This window comes from Butyrivibrio sp. AE2015, from assembly GCF_000420825.1.
In the GTDB taxonomy this organism is placed as follows: Bacteria; Bacillota; Clostridia; order Lachnospirales; family Lachnospiraceae; genus Butyrivibrio.
This window is the reverse complement of the sequence record NZ_ATVR01000025.1, coordinates 33,407-50,907: the sequence shown is the minus strand read 5'-3', so window position 1 is coordinate 50,907 and position 17,501 is coordinate 33,407. Positions and strand designations below refer to the sequence as shown.

Genomic DNA, 17,501 nt, shown 5'->3' with positions numbered 1-17,501 from the left:
TAGATAGATCAGTGTTCGGTTTTGAAGGTACAAGAGATATGAAAGACCATGCAGAAGCATGGTATTTTGTATATAAGGTATCTTATAATCCTCCTTAGCTCAGTCGGTAGAGCATTCGGCTGTTAACCGAAGTGTCGTTGGTTCGAGTCCGACAGGGGGAGCGATAGTACTTAGCGAGGTCTTATCGAGCTTAGTACGTAGCCTGGATGATCACTTGGTGAGGTATTTCCGAACCTAGTGAGGCAGCCGGAGTTAGAGTCTGCACCGCTACTAAGTTAGTAGAGTGGGCAGAGCGAAAAGCACAAAGCACCGTAGCACGGTTGCAAAGCATATGGCTCCGTGGTCAAGCGGTCAAGACATCGCCCTTTCACGGCGGTAACACGAGTTCGATTCTCGTCGGAGTCATTCAAATGAATATGGTGACATAGCCAAGTGGTAAGGCGTGGGTCTGCAACACCCTGATCGACGGTTCAAATCCGCCTGTCACCTCTAGAAAAACCAATAAGTTTTTGCTTATTGGTTTTTTTGTGCTATTAGAAATAGCGATGATCTTACGACCATCGCTATTTCAACACAAACTATATTAGGAAGAGAGAATTGCTGAATTATAATTCAACGATCACAGTATCAAATGGAGCTATATCGTTGAAGGATTTATTTCCGAACTCAGTTGCTACTGTAGTTGATTGTACTGAGTCGGAGTTGTTTATTACGATCAACTTCTTGTTAGCAGGGAAATAAGCACATTCTGTTGCTGGATTATCAGTAATATAGTTCTGCTTTAATGGCTTATTGGTTGCAAATAAAAGGATATTAAACAGTAATCTGTTGTTTAAGGTTGTTGTTTCAAATGTTGAAAGGTAGATACCTTTTCCTTTTCCAAAGTTATTGCAGGTGAAGAGTGGATTACCATTTTTGTCAGCCAGGACTGTTGCATTTCCGTCTGTAAGATGAACGTGAGCTCTTTCAGGGATATTACTTCCTTCAGGAATCAAATCTTTAACATCTGAGACTTCATATGACCATTTACCATGGCAAACTCTTGCAGCGGTATCTTTGTCTACACCAAGGACGGAGGACATCTTAAATGCGGCGTCAAAGCCCTCTACAGCTGAAGGCTCATTGACACCAATAAACGTTCCACCCTCATATACCCACTTTGTTAGTATTTCTTCAACCGCAGGATCTCTCCAATTATCTCCGCCGCTCCATGCTGTACCTGCAGCGCCGGCATTGATGATAATTTGGTATTTAGACAAATCAGTTGTTTTAACATCGTTAAAGTTTATAAATGATACGTTTACAGGAAGTCCTGATAAAGCTTCATTGATATGAATAAGATCATTCATGTATGTTTCATGGAAGTGGCCGCTTAAAGTCCAGCTTCTAAGGCTTCCCCAGCTGTGAAGAACAGCTACATTGATATCTAGTGTATAAGGTGAGCCTGACTCATGAAGATCTCTGATTGTTCTGAATTCATCTGATATTTTTGCGATATAATCGACAAAGTCAGGATAATCCTGAACAAGATGTAAGTAACCACCAAGTCCGATACGATCGATTTTTGCGCGAAGTAAAGCTCTTCTTGTATGATTCCAGTACTCTTTTGCATCTCTTGTTGGATCTCCGCCGGGAGCGAAGGTTGGAAGACCGCCAAGTCCAACAGGGAAGAGGTATGGATGGAATCTCAGCTCGTGAGTTCCTATATCCGCACCAGCGCAGAGTCTAACCTCATAACCGGAAAATACGCATTTTATCAGACCATCAAAATTAAAATCTTTAAATCTCTTGCTGTATGGCTCAACACCAACCCAGCTGTCGTCGTAGAATACATAAGCTTTTTTGCCATATTCATGAACAATATCTACAAGCTTTCTTCCAAAAGATACTACGAAAGAATTTACGAAGTCCATGTAATCAAGCTGTGTTTTTACAGGTGGCATATGTGTTACGTGAAGATTGCCTCTGTTAATGAAATCTTCAGCGGTAAGTTTATAGCCATACTTATCTGCAAATGCATCAAGCATTTTTGGGCTGACAGTGAAATCGTATGAACCCCAGTCAGTAAAGAGATTACGATTGCGGGTGCTGCTACCCCAGATCCAGACAAAGTTGTAAAACATTGAAGTGAATCTTACTACCGTAGTAGCAGGATGAGTTTCGCACCAGTTGCGAAGCCATGTGAGCATATATTCCTGTGTTTCAGGATAAATGGGATCAATCTGCATAAGATGCTCTTTGTCCCAGTTATTTGTTGTGTGGTTGTACATGGAAATTTCTTCCCATATACGATAAGCCAGGAAACTTACAGTATATCTGTGCCAGGGAATAACATTGTTAACTATGACATTTCCTGCTTCTTTTTCGTAGGTCCAGAAACTGCTGCTGACTTCCTGATTAGTAGTTCTGTCAAATACCTGCCAATACTTCATGGAAGCCTTGCTGTCATTAACCATGAACTGTTCATCAAAAAAATCATCCAGCAAATGAAAAGTCAGGTAAGAATCTTCAGCAATTTTAGGCTGTGTCATTAAGAATGTCTGCTGAAGCTTGTCCATGTTTTCTTTTGCCCATGCATTATGATCTCTGATTATGCAGATGGTAGAGTAGATGCCATATCCGGAATTAAGGATTTCATCTGATAAAACAGTTCCGTCACTATCTCTGATTACATCTGCTCCCCATTTTTGTGCCAGATCAAGAGTGAGTTTCTCGTATCCTGATTCTCCTGGGAGAGTGAACCCTCCCTTAGTTTGACTATTTTGTGAATCCATTGGTTTGTCCCCCAAGTGTTTATGTTGATTAAAGCGCGCCATCGCTTCTTACCTTGTCGTAATTTAAAACTCCTGATAAGTAGGCCAGTGCAAGACCCTGTCCCCAACCCTGGATCCAGTCCCTTGAGATGTTTCTGTAGCCATCTCTGTCTTTCATGACAGCAGTACCACCTGAAACATTGAGGACTCTTCCATCTTCAGAGATGTTCTCAAGTATGCCCTTGGTAGCTTTGTTGATGTATTTGATGTGAAGAGGATTTCCTTTGTTGATCATTGCTGCTGCGATTCCGCAGGAAGCTGATATTTCCTCATATGAATCAGGGTCATCAAGAATAGTTCTGAAAAGACCATTCTCTGTCTGTAAAAGTTTGATTGAAGCAAGCTGTTCGTTAAGAGAACCAACGATATCAAGGAATTTTGGATACAGATAGCACTCTGGAAGAACGCGTCCGACTTCTGACATAGTGTATGCGGCCCAGGCATTAGCACGTCCCCAATAAAATCCAGACATATGGTCTTTGGTGATGTTATTGTAACCATGATAGAAAAGACCTGATGCAGGATCCTGAAGATATTTGATGTGCCAGTAGTACTGATTAAGAGCATCATCTATAAGCTTTTCATCTTTTAAAAGAACTCCGGCTCTTAAAAGGAAGAATGCAGCCATAAATAAAGTATCTGCCCAGCACTGCTCAGGGAAATCGTTATTAACTGAAACGGTGTGCTGGAGGACATTGTCTCCAAAGCGAAGAGCATCTTTTTCCAGATAGTCGATTTTGCTTTTGGCTATATCGAGATATTTTTCATCTCCTGAATATTCGTAAAGAGTAAGCATTGCATGGCCCATAGCGCATGTGTTAACGGTCCATGATGGAAGGCCAAGTTCAATGTACTCATCAATTCTTTCTTTGAGCATTTCGATATATTCCGTTTTTTCAGTAGCAAGATATGCCTCGCAAACGCCATAATATGCTACTCCACCAGGCCAGTCCCATGTAAGGTCCATTCTCATTGTTCTTTTTACGATCTGGTCAATAGCTTTCTCAATTTCTTTTTTGTCATAAATTAGATTTGCCATAGTGCCCTCTTTTTATCCCAAGATAATAGTATTTTGAGCAAATTATAGATTGGGATGGTCGAAAAGTCTATTCAAGTAAATAAAAAAACTATGCAATTTCAACTATTTGATATAGAATAAGTGAATATATGAAATAGACGATATTTTAACATCTGAAAAAGAGGGCAAAAGAATGTCTAAACCAAAGAAAACAGTCATAGAATACAGAAATTATGAGCTTCCTTTGAATTTTCCGATACTTCTTTTATCTGGGGACAGATGGCATATTTCAGACGTAAAGTCTGGAAAACTGCATTTTCACAATTGCCTTGAAATAGGAGTATGTCATTCGGACAGCGGAGTAATCGAATTTGACAATAGGCCTGTTCAGTTTAAGGCAGGTGATATGACCTTCATTTCGCGCAATGTTCCGCACACCACTTATAGTAATAAGGGTGAAGCGAGTCTTTGGTCATATATATTCCTTGAGCCCGCAGAGCTGCTGAAAGGCGACTTTGGCGGAGCTTCGCCTTATGCAAATATCTTTGAAGACATGATGCAGAACTTTCAAATGATAATAAATCGCAAGGATTATCCTGATATCTATTTCCTTATAACTGAGATAATCGAGGAATTGAGCCACAAAAGGATGAATTATCAGCTATCAGTTAAGGGACTGATGTTATCTCTTTTCATGAAGATGATGAGGATTTATTCAGACAATAAAGATCTGACTCAGGATGATAAGGAAACTCATGAAAACGCCATAGTTATCGCACCTGCGCTGGATTATATAAAGGATAATTATATGGTTAATTTTCCTATAGAAGATCTGGCTGACATGTGCCATTTGAGTCAGACTCATTTTAGAAGAGTGTTCAATGAGATCATGAACACAAGTCCTCTAAGTTACCTCAACACCACCAGAATACTGCAGTCGTGCATTCTTTTGCGTACAACAGAGGAATCAATCCTTTCAGTATCTGAGCAGGTAGGCTTCAGGTCTGTATCCAGCTTTAACAGGCACTTTTCTGAAATAATGGGCACTCAGCCCAGTGAGTGGCGGCATCGCATGGCCAAGGTGGATAATGCATCGATTCTTGAGTACACAGGATGGATGCAGGCACAGAATCTTTCTGAAGAAAAGAAGTAAAACGGAAAATCGAAGAGATTGATTTGTGAATAATTAACAAATATTACTCCTTCCAATTATTAAAATGCAACATATCGACCTATAAAGTTGATGATAAATGGTCGTTTATGCAAAGTTTTTTCGACTAAGTGATTAGATATACCATCTAAATTATTTTAGGATTTAACTTATAAAAGGGGAGGAGCAATATAGTATGAAAAAGAGTAACACCAAAAGCATGGGGGTAAAGACAACCACATCGTGGAAGAATGCACTTAAACGCGATTGGCAGTTATACCTACTTTTGCTTATTCCGTTGATTCTAGTTTTTGTATTTAGTTACGGTGCTTACCCAGGACTTAGAATGGCATTTATGGATTACAAGCCGGCTAAGGGATATGCAGGAAGCAAATGGGTAGGATTTGGCACGTTCCAAAAAATCTTTAAAGACGCTGATTTCATCAGAGCACTTAGAAATTCAATAGTATTCAATATTTCAGATCTCCTTGTTGGATTTCCAATGCCTATCATTTTGGCGCTTATCTTAAATGAATTACGTTTCCAGAAATTTAAAAAAGTTTCGCAGACAATACTTTATCTGCCACACTTCCTTTCATGGGCCATCATCGGTTCAGTAGCGCTTACAATGTTTAAGCCTGCATCAGGACTTGTGAACATCGCTCTTATGAACGGTGGATTCATTCAGGAAGGAATACCATTCCTTAATGAAAAGTGGCACTGGGCTGTAACATACCTGCTGATTGGTGTATGGCAGGGCATGGGCTGGGGCTCAATCCTGTATCTGGCAGCTATCACCGGTATTAACGGAGAGCTTTATGAGGCAGCCATGATCGATGGCGCCAACAGATGGCAGAGAATGTGGCATATTACACTTCCAGGTATCAGAAGCACTATCGTTACACTGCTTATCATGAACCTTGGCCGTGTTATGGGAAGTAACCTCGAGCGTCTTACAGCTCTTGAGAATACACAGGTAAAAGACTTCCAGTATCAGCTTGCTGTCTATATCTATAACAAAGGTCTTGGAACCGGTAAGTTCTCTATGGCGACTGCGGTAGGTCTTTTCCAGTCACTCATTGGACTTTTCCTTGTACTTATTTCAGATAGAATAGCCAAGAAGCTTGGCGAAGATGGTTTGCTGTAGGAGGTAGCCTTTAAATGTCAAAGAAAAATGTTCGAGGCGAAGAGGTGTCCACTTCAGCAGGTGGAGCTCACGCCGTTAATAAATTCAGAGTTAGTGATGCTTTAATGATATTGTTCATAGTACTGCTTTGTCTTACCTGCGTACTTCCGTTCATCCATGTAGCAGCTAAGTCAATATCAGGAAATACAGCCGTAATGTCAAAACAGGTTTATTTCTGGCCAAAAGACATTACTATAGATGCTTACACAAGAGTTTTAGCTGACTCAACAATGACTCACTCAATGTTGTTTTCAGCAATTGTAACTTTAGTATTTACTATACTTGGAATGATCGTGTGCACATGTGCTGCGTATCCGCTTTCAAAAAAGAGATTGAAAGGAAGACATGTATTTACTTTCCTTTTGATGGTACCTATGTACTTTAGTGCGGGCATTATTCCTGCATATCTTCTTTATCAGGATCTGCATGTGCTCGATACAGTATGGGTTTTGATATTACCACTTATCTATTCACCATATAACATGCTCATAATGAAAAACTATTTCCAGAGCACAATTCCTGACAGTTTGGAAGAATCAGCTTTCCTTGATGGAGCTACAAATTTTCAGATCCTTGGAAAGATCGTGCTTCCACTGTCAAAGCCAATCCTTGCTACACTTTCTCTTTTCTATGCGGTTGGCAGATGGAATTCATATGCAGATAACATGTACTTCACAAGAAGCGCAGACCTTAAACTCATTCAGTACAAACTTTATCAGCTTGTTGCATCTGCTGCAGAAGCTCAGACAGCATCTCTTGCAGATACAGGCGGAGCAACACAGTCAACACCTGAAGTACTTCAGGCTGCCAGCATTATGTTCGTAACAATACCGATCCTTATAATCTATCCGTTCCTTCAGAAGTACTTCGTTCAGGGAACTATGATTGGGGCGGTGAAAGGCTGAGCTGTGAGAACTTGCTGAGGTTTTTTCGAAGCTAGTTCGAACGTGTTAAACCGAACAAAGTGAGGTTTAACTTCCTTATTCCTTATTCTTCTAATGTAGTGGAATAAACATAGTGGAGTTTAATTTTTCTATGTAAAAGAGAAATAGAAAATATTAACATACATTTTCTTATATAAAGGAGGAAAGAAATGAAAAAGAAAATTCTTGCAACATTACTTAGCGCAAGCATGGTAATGGGAATTGTAGCTTGTGGCTCAACAGAGACTGCAACTACAACAGAGGGTGGAGACACTCAGGCTGCTACAGAGACAACAGCTGAAGCAGCAACAGCAACAGAAGCAACATCAGCAGAGGCTACAGCAGAAGCTGGCGCTGGTATGGACTCATGGGAGCCATTTGCTGAAACTGTAAGCATCAAGATCCCTGTATATGACAGAGGAGACAATGGTAACGGATGTTCAGATGTTGAGAACAACTACTGGACAAAATGGGTTCAGGAGAACTTCGGTGACAAGTACAACGTAAACATCAGCTATGTTGGAATCACAAGAAGTGATGTTATGACTGACTACGCTATGCTTGCAGCAGGTCAGGATCTTCCTACAGTATGTATGGAATATGACTATGATAAGCTTGCAACATGGGAGTCTGATGGATATTTACAGCCATACAGCCTTGATGAGTTCGCTCAGATCGCTCCTACATACTATCAGTCAATGGTAGATTCAGGAAACATCAACTACACAAAGTTTGAAGGCGATGACTATCTTGTTCTTGGTTTCAGACCATATGGTAACACAACATATACATTTGGAACATTCTATCGTCAGGACTGGCTTGAGGAAGCTGGATTCACAGAGTATCCTCAGACAACAACAGAGCTCCTTGAACTCTATGCAAAGCTTGTAGAGAACGGACATGAGCACCCAGCAGGAGGCACAAAGGTTTCAGGTGCCGGCATCGACCAGAACTATGGCTTCAGAGATTATCCACAGGATGAGATCACATGGTGCACAACTGGTGACTATCAGATCCCAGCTCTTTCAACAGAAGCTCAGAAGAGATTCTTAAAGCTTGAGAACGAACTTTACAACGATGGTTACAAGAACCCTGAGTACTACTTAAGAGATGCTTCAGAAGCAATTTCTGATTTCGTAAATGGCCAGTCATTCACATGGTCAGGCTACATTTCATCAACAATGGATACACTCGTAGCTCTTTATGACAATGAGCCTAACGCAAAGCTTGGTCTTATCGTTAACTCTGGTAAGTTCACACAGGATGAGACATGGGGATCAAACAACTCATACAGACCTGGTTCAAACATCGGTATGATGATCGGTTTCTCAAACAGCGCAACAGCTGATCAGATGAAAGCAGCAATGATGTACCTTGAGTGGCTTTCACAGCCTGAGAACCTCTTCACAATGACATGGGGTATCGAAGGTGTTAACTTCAACTACAACGAAGCAGGCGATCCTGTAGCAGTTGGTGATCAGTCAGGTCTTGCAGAGCAGCAGGGTCACAACAACAACGTTGACTACTGGTGCGCAGTAACAGCTGTTAAGACACTTGGTTCAATCGAAAAAGATATCGCTGCTATCGCTCCTCAGGGACTTCCTCAGGACTTCACAGCAGATATCCTTGCAAACTACAATGGACAGGTAGCTCTTTACAACGCTGGATATGCTAACTCAGACTGCATGTTTGCTCAGGCTCTTGAGTCAGTAACAGAGTACAACCAGACACTCTATGACCTCTATGCTGAGTACCGTGATAAGCTCACAATGTGCCCTAAGGAAGAGTTCGATGCACTTTATGATGAACTTTCACAGAAGTACCTTGATGCTGGATATCAGGCAGTTATTGATGAGAGAAAGCAGCTCCTTGATGATGGTCTTGCTACACATCTTCAGTAATAATTTTTACAAGTAAAAAGAAATTTCTTGAGCCGTTCGATGTATTCGGGCGGCTCAATTTGTTATAATTGATATTGAGCTTGGAAAGGGGGAACTATGGAAGAAATTCAGAAGCTAAAAGAACTAATAGATTCATCGGAAAACATTGTATTTTTTGGCGGAGCTGGTGTGTCCACGGAAAGCGGAATACCGGACTTTCGCAGCAAGGATGGCTTGTACAATCAGCACGATGTCAGGTTTGATAAATACCAGCCGGAATATCTTTTAAGCCATAGTTGCCTTGTGTATGAGCCAAAAGTCTATTATGAATTCCACAGACAAAAGATGGATACCAGAAATATAGAGCCCAACAATGCCCATAAGTATCTGGCAGCTCTGGAAAAAACAGGTAAGCTGAAAGGCATTGTAACTCAGAATATAGATGGTCTTCATCAGAAAGCCGGCAGCAGGGTTGTATATGAGATTCATGGAAGCGCGCTCAGGAACTACTGTATGAGCTGTGGAAAAGAGTACCCGGAAGATTATATATTTGAATCTGAGGAACCTATCCCTAAGTGCAGCTGCGGAGGCATAATAAGACCTGATATCACATTATATGAAGAAGGACTTCCTGAAGATCAGGTGTCAGGGGCAATAGAAGCTCTTTCTAAAGCCGACATGCTTATAATAGGAGGAACTTCATTATCAGTTTATCCTGCAGCTTCATTTATTAATTATTTCAGGGGAAAAAGCTTAGTGGTAATTAACGAGAGTGATATAGCAGTCAGAGGAGCTGAGAATACACTTATAATAAGAGAAAAGATAGGAAAGGTATTCACAGAATTGGCTAAATTACAGGGGATAGAGTTGAAATAATCTGACGAAACAAGTAACTGACAATATTACAAAAAGCCACAGAAAAAACGCAAAATAATACGGAAAAATGCTTGCATTTGTCACGCGGATATGATAACATACCATTCTGTGATAAATTCCTTGCTGCTTGACTGATACAAGTAGCCAGAGACCAAAAGGAGGTAACAATAGCATGAACAAATACGAATTAGCCGTTGTTGTTAGTGCAAAGATCGAAGACGATGCCAGAACAGCAGTCATCGAGAAAGTAAAGAAGACTATCGAGAAGCATGGTGGTCAGATTACTAATGTCGATGATTGGGGTAAAAAGAAGCTCGCTTATGAGATCGAGAAAATGACAGAAGGCTTCTACTACTTCATCCAGTTCGACGGCGAGCCTACTGCACCAGCAGAGATCGAAGCTCGTATGAGAATTATGGACGGCGTCATCAGATATTTATGCGTTAAGAACGAGGCTTAAATAGAAGAGGACGAAAATATGAATAAAGTTATACTATGTGGACGTTTAACAAGAGACCCAGACGTAAGATATTCACAGGGAGAGTCAGCTACAGCTGTTGCAAGATATACACTTGCAGTTGACAGAAGATTTGCGAGAAGAGATCAGCAGGATGCACAGACAGCTGATTTCATTGGAATCGTAGCTTTTGGTAAGGCTGGAGAGTTCGCTGAGAAGTATTTTAGAAAGGGAACCAAAGTTATCGTAACAGGACGTATCCAGACTGGTAGCTATACCAACAAGGATGGCGTTAAGGTATACACAACTGATGTAGTTGCAGAGGATCAGGAGTTTGCAGAGTCTAAAAACTCTTCTGCTGGAAACAGCGTTAGCTATGACAATGCACCTTCAAATGAACCTGCACCTTCTGCGGCTGGGGATGGCTTCATGAACATTCCTGACGGAATTGACGAGGAGCTTCCTTTCAATTAATTAAGGAGGTAATTAACCATGGCTTTCACAAAGTCTGATAAGTCCGATGCTCCTGTAAGGAGAAAGGGCGGAATGCACAGAAGAAAGAAAGTTTGCGTTTTCTGTGGCAAGGATAATGTAATCGATTACAAGGATACAGCAAAGCTTAAGAAATTCGTTTCTGAAAGCGGCAAGATTCTTCCTAGAAGAATCACAGGCAACTGCGCTAAGCACCAGAGAGAGCTCACATCTGCAATCAAGAGAGCTCGTCACTTGGCACTTATGCCTTACGTAGCTGAGTAATTACAGTTATATATATTGAGTTAATTAGAGACACTTTTTAGAAGAGATTCTAAGAAGTGTCTTTTTTGATATTTTTTCTCATATCAAATTCCGTAATGTTATTGACACTAAATCAGAACCGAGCCTAGAATGTTAGCTGTAGCTAACTATATAAAGCTAGCAAATTGCGTATTTTTGCTTTAGATGCATGAATATAGTGACAAAAGGAGGAAATATGTATGGAGGAAAAGAAAAAAAGTGATATTGCGATACTTTTGGGGTATGCAGGAAAATACAAGATCCTGACGTTTCTTGGACTTGCCTTGTCAGGAATTGCAATGTTTCTTGGAATGTTGCCTTATATTTGTATATGGCTTGTGGCGCGGGATCTCATTGCAGTAGCACCAAACTGGACATTGGCAACAGGGGTTCAAAAATACGGATGGATGGCATTTGTATTTGCAGTAGTAGGAATACTTGTTTATTTTGCTGCACTTATGTGTACGCACCTTGCAGCATTCAGAACGGCTTCAAATATCAGAAAGCAGGGAATGGCGCATCTTATGGAGGCACCCCTTGGATTTTTTGATTCTAATGCGTCAGGTCTTTTACGAAACCGCCTTGATGGTGCAGCATCAGAAACTGAAACACTTCTGGCCCATAACCTGGCTGATATTGTTGGAAGTATTGTTATGTTTGTTGGGATGATAGTCCTGATGTTTGTGTTTGACTGGAGAATGGGTGCTTCATGTCTTTTGGCAGCAGTTGTATCTGTGGCTGCCATGTTTACAATGATGGGCGGTAAGAATGCACAGCTTATGCATGAATATCAGGCTGCGCAGGATTATATGAGTAAGGCAGGAACGGAGTATGTAAGGGGAATACCGGTCGTTAAAGTATTTCAGCAGACAGTTTATTCCTTCAAAGCATTTAAGGATGCTATAGAAGATTACAGTCAGAAGGCAGAGCATTATGCAATTAAGGTTTGCCGCGTCCCTCAGTCAGTTAACCTCACAGCAACCGAAGGAGCATTTATTTTCCTTGTGCCGGCAGCAGTTCTTATCGCACCTGGAGCATTGAAGGACGGGAACTTTGCAGGCTTTGTGACTAATTTTGCTTTTTATGCAGTTTTTTCTGCTATTGTATCTACTGCCCTTGCAAGGATCATGTTTGCTACAAACGGTATAATGCTTGCAAGTAGCGCAATCAAGAGGATCGATCAGGTTATGGGAGCGCCGACGCTTAAAGTAACGGATGACCCCAAAGAGCCTAAAGATAACAGCATTGAATTCAAGGATGTAAGCTTTACTTATGAAGGGGCAGATATCCCTGCAATCGACCATGTTTCTTTTAGAGTGGAGCCGGGGCAGACAGTAGCGCTTGTCGGGCCTTCAGGAGGAGGAAAAACAACTGCGGCCAGCCTGATACCTCGTTTTTGGGATGCTACATCAGGAGCTGTGTATGTTGGAGGCGTGGATGTAAGGGAAATGGATCCACATGTCTTAATGGACAGGATTGCATTTGTTTTCCAGAATAACAGGCTCTTTAAAGCGAGCATTTTTGAAAACGTCAGGGCAGCAAAGCCAGGGGCTACTAGAGAAGAAGTACAAACAGCTCTGGATGCAGCACAGTGCGGCGACATTCTTGCTAAGCTTCCAAATGGCATGGATACAGTAATAGGAACAGCCGGTGTTTATCTTTCCGGTGGAGAACAGCAGAGAGTGGCGCTTGCAAGAGCAATCCTTAAGGATGCGCCTATAGTCATCCTTGATGAAGCGACAGCTTTTGCGGATCCGGAAAATGAAGCGCTCATTCAAAAGGCCTTTGCAACACTTACCAAAGGAAAAACAGTCATTATGATCGCTCATCGTCTTTCAACAGTTGTGAGCACAGGTAAGATAATCGTGCTTGACGAAGGAAAGACTGTAGAAGAGGGCTCACATGAAACCTTAAAGCAAAAGAACGGAATGTACTCACACATGTGGGCAGACTACAATCAGGCGGTTAATTGGCGCATATCTGCAGGGGAGGCGATGTAAATGTTTGGAAAAGAATTTCAAAGAAAATATGCACTTACCGATCATGGAATAGAAAATACAAAGAAGGCAACATTTTGGACGACTGTAGTAAATCTTGTTACTATGGGCGGAATGGGAATTCTCTTTTATATGATTTCCCAATATATGGATACGCTAACAAAAGGTACTGCGCTTCCTAGTGCAGTAATGATCCTTTTGCTGGTACTTGGATTTGTTGTGATATCTTTTGCTACACATTTTCAGCAGTATAGGGCAACATATGGGCTGGTCTACGGGGAAGTAAAAGATGTCCGTATCTCTTTGGCCGAGAGAATGAGAAAGCTTCCGCTTGGATATTTTGGAAAAAGAGATCTTGCAGATCTTACAGAAACCATTATGGGCGATGTTAACAGATTGGAACATGTGTGGTCGCACTGCCTTGGATATCTGTATGGATCATATATATCGACAGCAGTAGTAGCGGTAATGCTGTTTTTGTTTGACTGGAGACTTGCAGTCGCCTGTTTATGGGGAGTGCCGGTTGCGTTTATTCTTTTATTTGGAAGCAGGAAAATTAATAAGCGCAATTCGGAGATCACTAAAGAGGCTGGGATCCAGGTGTCTGACGGTATTCAGGAGACAATTGAGAATATCAGGGAGATAAGAGCTACTAATCAGGAAGAAAGATTCTTAAAGGACCTTGATGAAAAGATAAATGAGCATGAGAAAAAAATGATCTCGGGAGAACTTTCCTGTGGAATCTTTGTGAATGCGGCCAGTGTTATCATGCGACTTGGCGTGGCTACTACAATCCTTACGGGAACAAGACTTATCCTTTCCGGAAGCGTGGATTTCATGGTCCTGTTCATGTTTCTTATGGTTATTACGAGAATCTATGCGCCTTTTGATCAGGCACTTGCTCTTATTTCAGAAATGCTCATGTCGCAGATATCAGCTACACGACTAATGGAAATTTACGACACAAAGACAGCGGAGGGGGCAGGAAGCTTTGAACCGGCAGGACATGACATTGTTTTTGATAATGTTGGTTTTGCATATCAGGATAATGAAGGTAATGAGAATGGTAAAGCTGCCGGCGATGAGAAGGTTCTGAGCGGTGTCAGCTTTACAGCAAAAGAAGGAGAAGTGACAGCACTTGTTGGCCCGTCTGGCTCAGGAAAGAGTACCTGCGCAAGGCTTGCTGCCAGACTATGGGATGCTTCCACAGGATCCATTAAAGTGGGCGGCGTTGATATAGGCTCCGTTGATCCGGAGGTGCTTTTGTCTGACTACTCTATGGTGTTCCAGGATGTTGTTCTCTTTGATGATACGGTAATGGAAAATATCCGGCTTGGTAAGCATGGCGCCACTGATGAAGAAGTAATGGCAGCAGCAAAAGCAGCAAACTGTGATGAGTTTGTTCTGAAATTGCCAAAGGGTTATAACACGACAATAGGTGAAAATGGAGCAAAACTTTCCGGAGGAGAGAGACAGCGTATTTCAATCGCACGAGCTCTTTTGAAGAATGCTCCAATTGTCCTTCTTGATGAAGCTACGGCATCTCTGGACGTCGAGAACGAAACAAAAGTTCAGGGAGCTCTGTCACGCCTGCTTGCCGGCAAAACTGTTCTTGTTATAGCGCACCGCATGCGTACTGTTGAAGCGGCGGATAAGATCGTGGTTCTTGCAGATGGAAAGGTTGCTGAGGAAGGCAGTCCTTATGAGCTGATGAAAAAGAATGATGGAATCTTTAAACATATGACAATGCTTCAGAATGATAGCGCTGAGTGGAGTATTGCGTAAAATAATTATTATAATGAATTGAATATGATTATTTTGGAAAAGGTGCTTATTGGCACCTTTTTCTTTATTACCCCCAATCCTACATAATATGGTATACTAGTGGGGAGAATGTCCATAAAGTTGGGGAAGAGGACAATTATATGTCTAATAAGAATAGAATTAAATTAAAAGGTAAGTTAAAAACATATCTTAGTGTCTTTACATTTCTTGGAATTCTGCTTCTTGTGGTAAACATCGGTGTGTTTACCGTGGATTTCACGGCAGGACTGATACTCCTTGCATTTACGGGGCTTTATTTTGTGGCGGTTATTTATCTGAATTTCTATAACAAGCCCATCATCATGAATGAGCTTGTGAGCTTTGCTACGCAGTATGGACAGATCCAGAAAAAGCTTTTACGAGAACTGGACCTTGCCCACGCAGTTCTTGACGACTCAGGAAAGGTTGTCTGGTCAAACATAGCTTTTGAGAGAATAGTTCATCAGGAAAAAGGTTTCAGAAAGAATATCACAGCTCTTTTTCCAAGTATTACTCAGGATAAATTCCCTGCAGGATACGATGAAGTTTCCTATGAAATAGAGTATGAAAACAGTAACTACACTATAAAGATGAAGAGGATCTCCCTTAAGGAGATGGCTGACAACAGCGATATCATTGATGCGCCAAACTACGAGGGAAGCCTCATTGCGATTTATTTGTTTGATGAGACAGCGTTGAAGCTGGCTATTCAGGAAGTTGATAATCAGTCGCTGGCAGCAGGTCTTATCTACCTTGATAACTATGAGGAGGCTCTTGATAGTGTCGAGGAAGTCAGAAGATCTCTTTTGACTGCACTTATCGATAGAAAGATAAACAAGTACATTGCTTCCTGCAACGGTATTGCCAAGAAAATAGAAAAAGACAAATATTTTGTAGTAATGCCTAAAAAATCCTGTGAGATGCTAAAAGAGCAGAGATTTGATCTTCTTGAGGATGTTAAGACAGTTAACATCGGTAATGAGATGGCGGTTACTCTTAGTATCGGTATAGGACTTAACGGATTGTCTTATGCGCAGAACTACGAGTTTGCAAGGAATGCCATTGATCTGGCTCTTGGACGAGGCGGTGATCAGGCGGTTGTTAAGAGTGCGGATAACATCTCTTACTATGGTGGAAAGAGTCAGCAGATTGAAAAGAGTACCAGGGTTAAGGCCAGAGTTAAGGCTCATGCCCTCCGGGAGATCATTTCCGGTAAGGATTCAGTTATCGTTATGGGTCACAGAATCGGTGACGTAGACAGCTTTGGTTCATCTGTTGGTATTTACAGGATTGCCAAGACTTTGGACAGAAAGTGCCACATCGTGCTTAATGATGTGACCACATCCATGCAGCCGCTGGTTGACCTGTTTAAGAACAATCCGGACTATGAAGATGACATGATCATCAACAATCAGCAGGCTATAGATATAGCTGGAAACAATACAGTGTTGGTTGTAGTCGATGTTAATAAGCCCAGTATTACAGAGTGCCCTGAGCTTTTGAGATTCTGTAAGACTATTGTGGTTCTTGATCACCACAGACAGGGAACTGAGATCATAGAGAATGCCACACTTTCATATGTTGAACCTTATGCTTCATCAGCCTGCGAGATGGTTTCAGAGATCTTGCAGTACATCGGTGAAAACGTAAAGATAAAGAACGAAGAGGCAGATTCTCTTTATTCAGGAATGATCGTCGACACCAATAACTTTATGAATAAGACCGGTGTCCGCACATTTGAGGCCGCTGCTTTCCTTAGGAGAAACGGCGCAGATGTCACAAGAGTAAGAAAGCTTTTCAGAGAGGATGCCAATGAGTATAAGGCCAAGGCTGATGCCGTAAGTCAGGCCGAGGTTTACCGTGGTAGATATGCTATTTCAGTGCTTATCAATGATGACATTCAGAGCCCGACCATCATCGGAGCTCAGGCTGCCAACGAACTTCTTAATATCAAGGGAGTCAGGGCAAGCTTTGTTTGCACCGAGTATCAGAACCAGGTTTATGTAAGTGCCAGATCAATTGATGAAGTCAATGTTCAGGTAGTCATGGAGAAGCTTGGAGGCGGCGGCCACATGAGCTCAGCGGGATGTCAGATGGAAGGCGTATCCGCAGCAGAGGCAGTGGTCGTTGTTAAGAATACAATAGATAAAATGATAGACGAAGGAGAACTATAACAGATGCAGGTTATTTTATTAGAAGACGTTAAGTCTCTTGGAAAAAAAGGACAGATCGTAAAGGTAAGTGATGGCTATGCCAGAAACTTTGTACTACCTAAAAATCTTGGAGTAGAAGCTACTCAGAAAAACTTAAACGAGCTTAAGAATCAGCAGAAAAGAGATTCCATCAATGCTCAGCATGCTCTTGAGGAAGCTCAGGCTTACGGCGAGAGGATTAGCAAGGAAACAGTTCAGCTCACAATGAAGGCCGGAGAAGGCGGAAGAGTATTCGGATCCGTTTCTTCAAAAGAAATAGTTACAGCAGCCAAGCAGCAGTTTGGATTTGATATTGATAAAAAGAAACTCCAGATGCCTGAACCTATCAAGGCTTTTGGCACATATGAGATCCCTGTAAAGCTTCATCCACAGGTTACAACCACATTAAAGGTTAGTGTAAAGGAACAGTAA

14 protein-coding genes and 3 tRNA genes are annotated in these 17,501 nt (G+C 41.6%); 15 read left to right on the top strand and 2 right to left on the bottom strand.

Annotated features, from left to right (window positions below):
- The first annotated feature begins 88 nt into the window (after positions 1-88).
- From G585_RS0111955 to G585_RS0111945, 3 genes are all read left to right on the top strand, one after another.
- A tRNA-Asn gene (locus G585_RS0111955) sits at positions 89-161 on the top strand.
- A gap of 172 nt (positions 162-333) precedes the next feature.
- Positions 334-405, top strand: a tRNA-Glu gene (locus G585_RS0111950).
- A gap of 13 nt (positions 406-418) precedes the next feature.
- Positions 419-489, top strand: a tRNA-Cys gene (locus G585_RS0111945).
- A gap of 116 nt (positions 490-605) precedes the next feature.
- On the opposite strand, the gene gnpA is transcribed toward G585_RS0111945, so the two are convergent.
- Together gnpA and G585_RS0111935 are read right to left on the bottom strand one after the other, a co-directional pair.
- Entirely contained in the window at positions 606-2,774 is a 2,169-nt protein-coding gene (gene gnpA / locus G585_RS0111940; RefSeq protein WP_022775267.1) for a 1,3-beta-galactosyl-N-acetylhexosamine phosphorylase, read from the bottom strand.
- Between the two features lie 28 nt (positions 2,775-2,802).
- Positions 2,803-3,852, bottom strand: a complete 1,050-nt coding sequence (locus G585_RS0111935; RefSeq protein ID WP_022775266.1) for a glycoside hydrolase family 88/105 protein — start codon at positions 3,850-3,852, stop codon at positions 2,803-2,805.
- A gap of 172 nt (positions 3,853-4,024) precedes the next feature.
- Here G585_RS0111935 and G585_RS0111930 point away from each other — a divergent pair, with 172 nt between their 5' ends.
- The 12 genes from G585_RS0111930 (at position 4,025) to rplI (ending at position 17,501) form a co-directional block, all read left to right on the top strand.
- Positions 4,025-4,984, top strand: coding sequence for a helix-turn-helix domain-containing protein (locus G585_RS0111930; protein ID WP_022775264.1), 960 nt, complete (start codon positions 4,025-4,027; stop codon positions 4,982-4,984).
- A gap of 193 nt (positions 4,985-5,177) precedes the next feature.
- Positions 5,178-6,128 (top strand): ABC transporter permease, encoded by a 951-nt coding sequence (locus G585_RS0111925; RefSeq protein WP_022775263.1) that lies wholly within the window; start codon positions 5,178-5,180, stop codon positions 6,126-6,128.
- A gap of 14 nt (positions 6,129-6,142) precedes the next feature.
- Positions 6,143-7,072: a carbohydrate ABC transporter permease gene (locus tag G585_RS0111920; RefSeq protein WP_022775262.1), complete on the top strand. Its 930-nt coding sequence runs from the start codon at positions 6,143-6,145 to the stop codon at positions 7,070-7,072.
- A gap of 188 nt (positions 7,073-7,260) precedes the next feature.
- Positions 7,261-8,991, top strand: coding sequence for an extracellular solute-binding protein (locus tag G585_RS18005; protein WP_022775260.1), 1,731 nt, complete (start codon positions 7,261-7,263; stop codon positions 8,989-8,991).
- 96 nt (positions 8,992-9,087) lie between these two features.
- The gene (locus G585_RS0111910) at positions 9,088-9,846 is read left to right on the top strand and encodes an NAD-dependent protein deacylase (protein ID WP_022775259.1); all 759 of its coding nucleotides are present in this window, start codon (positions 9,088-9,090) and stop codon (positions 9,844-9,846) included.
- 172 nt (positions 9,847-10,018) lie between these two features.
- Positions 10,019-10,306 (top strand): 30S ribosomal protein S6, encoded by a 288-nt coding sequence (gene rpsF, locus G585_RS0111905; protein ID WP_022775257.1) that lies wholly within the window; start codon positions 10,019-10,021, stop codon positions 10,304-10,306.
- An 18-nt stretch (positions 10,307-10,324) separates the two neighbouring features.
- Positions 10,325-10,777: a single-stranded DNA-binding protein gene (locus G585_RS0111900; protein WP_022775256.1), complete on the top strand. Its 453-nt coding sequence runs from the start codon at positions 10,325-10,327 to the stop codon at positions 10,775-10,777.
- Between the two features lie 18 nt (positions 10,778-10,795).
- The gene (gene rpsR, locus G585_RS0111895) at positions 10,796-11,059 is read left to right on the top strand and encodes a 30S ribosomal protein S18 (protein ID WP_022775254.1); all 264 of its coding nucleotides are present in this window, start codon (positions 10,796-10,798) and stop codon (positions 11,057-11,059) included.
- Between the two features lie 218 nt (positions 11,060-11,277).
- Positions 11,278-13,077: an ABC transporter ATP-binding protein gene (locus G585_RS0111890; RefSeq protein ID WP_022775253.1), complete on the top strand. Its 1,800-nt coding sequence runs from the start codon at positions 11,278-11,280 to the stop codon at positions 13,075-13,077.
- The gene (locus G585_RS0111885; protein WP_022775252.1) at positions 13,078-14,859 is read left to right on the top strand and encodes an ABC transporter ATP-binding protein; all 1,782 of its coding nucleotides are present in this window, start codon (positions 13,078-13,080) and stop codon (positions 14,857-14,859) included. It begins immediately after the preceding gene.
- A 140-nt stretch (positions 14,860-14,999) separates the two neighbouring features.
- Positions 15,000-17,051: a DHH family phosphoesterase gene (locus G585_RS0111880; protein ID WP_022775250.1), complete on the top strand. Its 2,052-nt coding sequence runs from the start codon at positions 15,000-15,002 to the stop codon at positions 17,049-17,051.
- A 3-nt stretch (positions 17,052-17,054) separates the two neighbouring features.
- Positions 17,055-17,501, top strand: a complete 447-nt coding sequence (rplI, locus tag G585_RS0111875; protein WP_022775249.1) for a 50S ribosomal protein L9 — start codon at positions 17,055-17,057, stop codon at positions 17,499-17,501.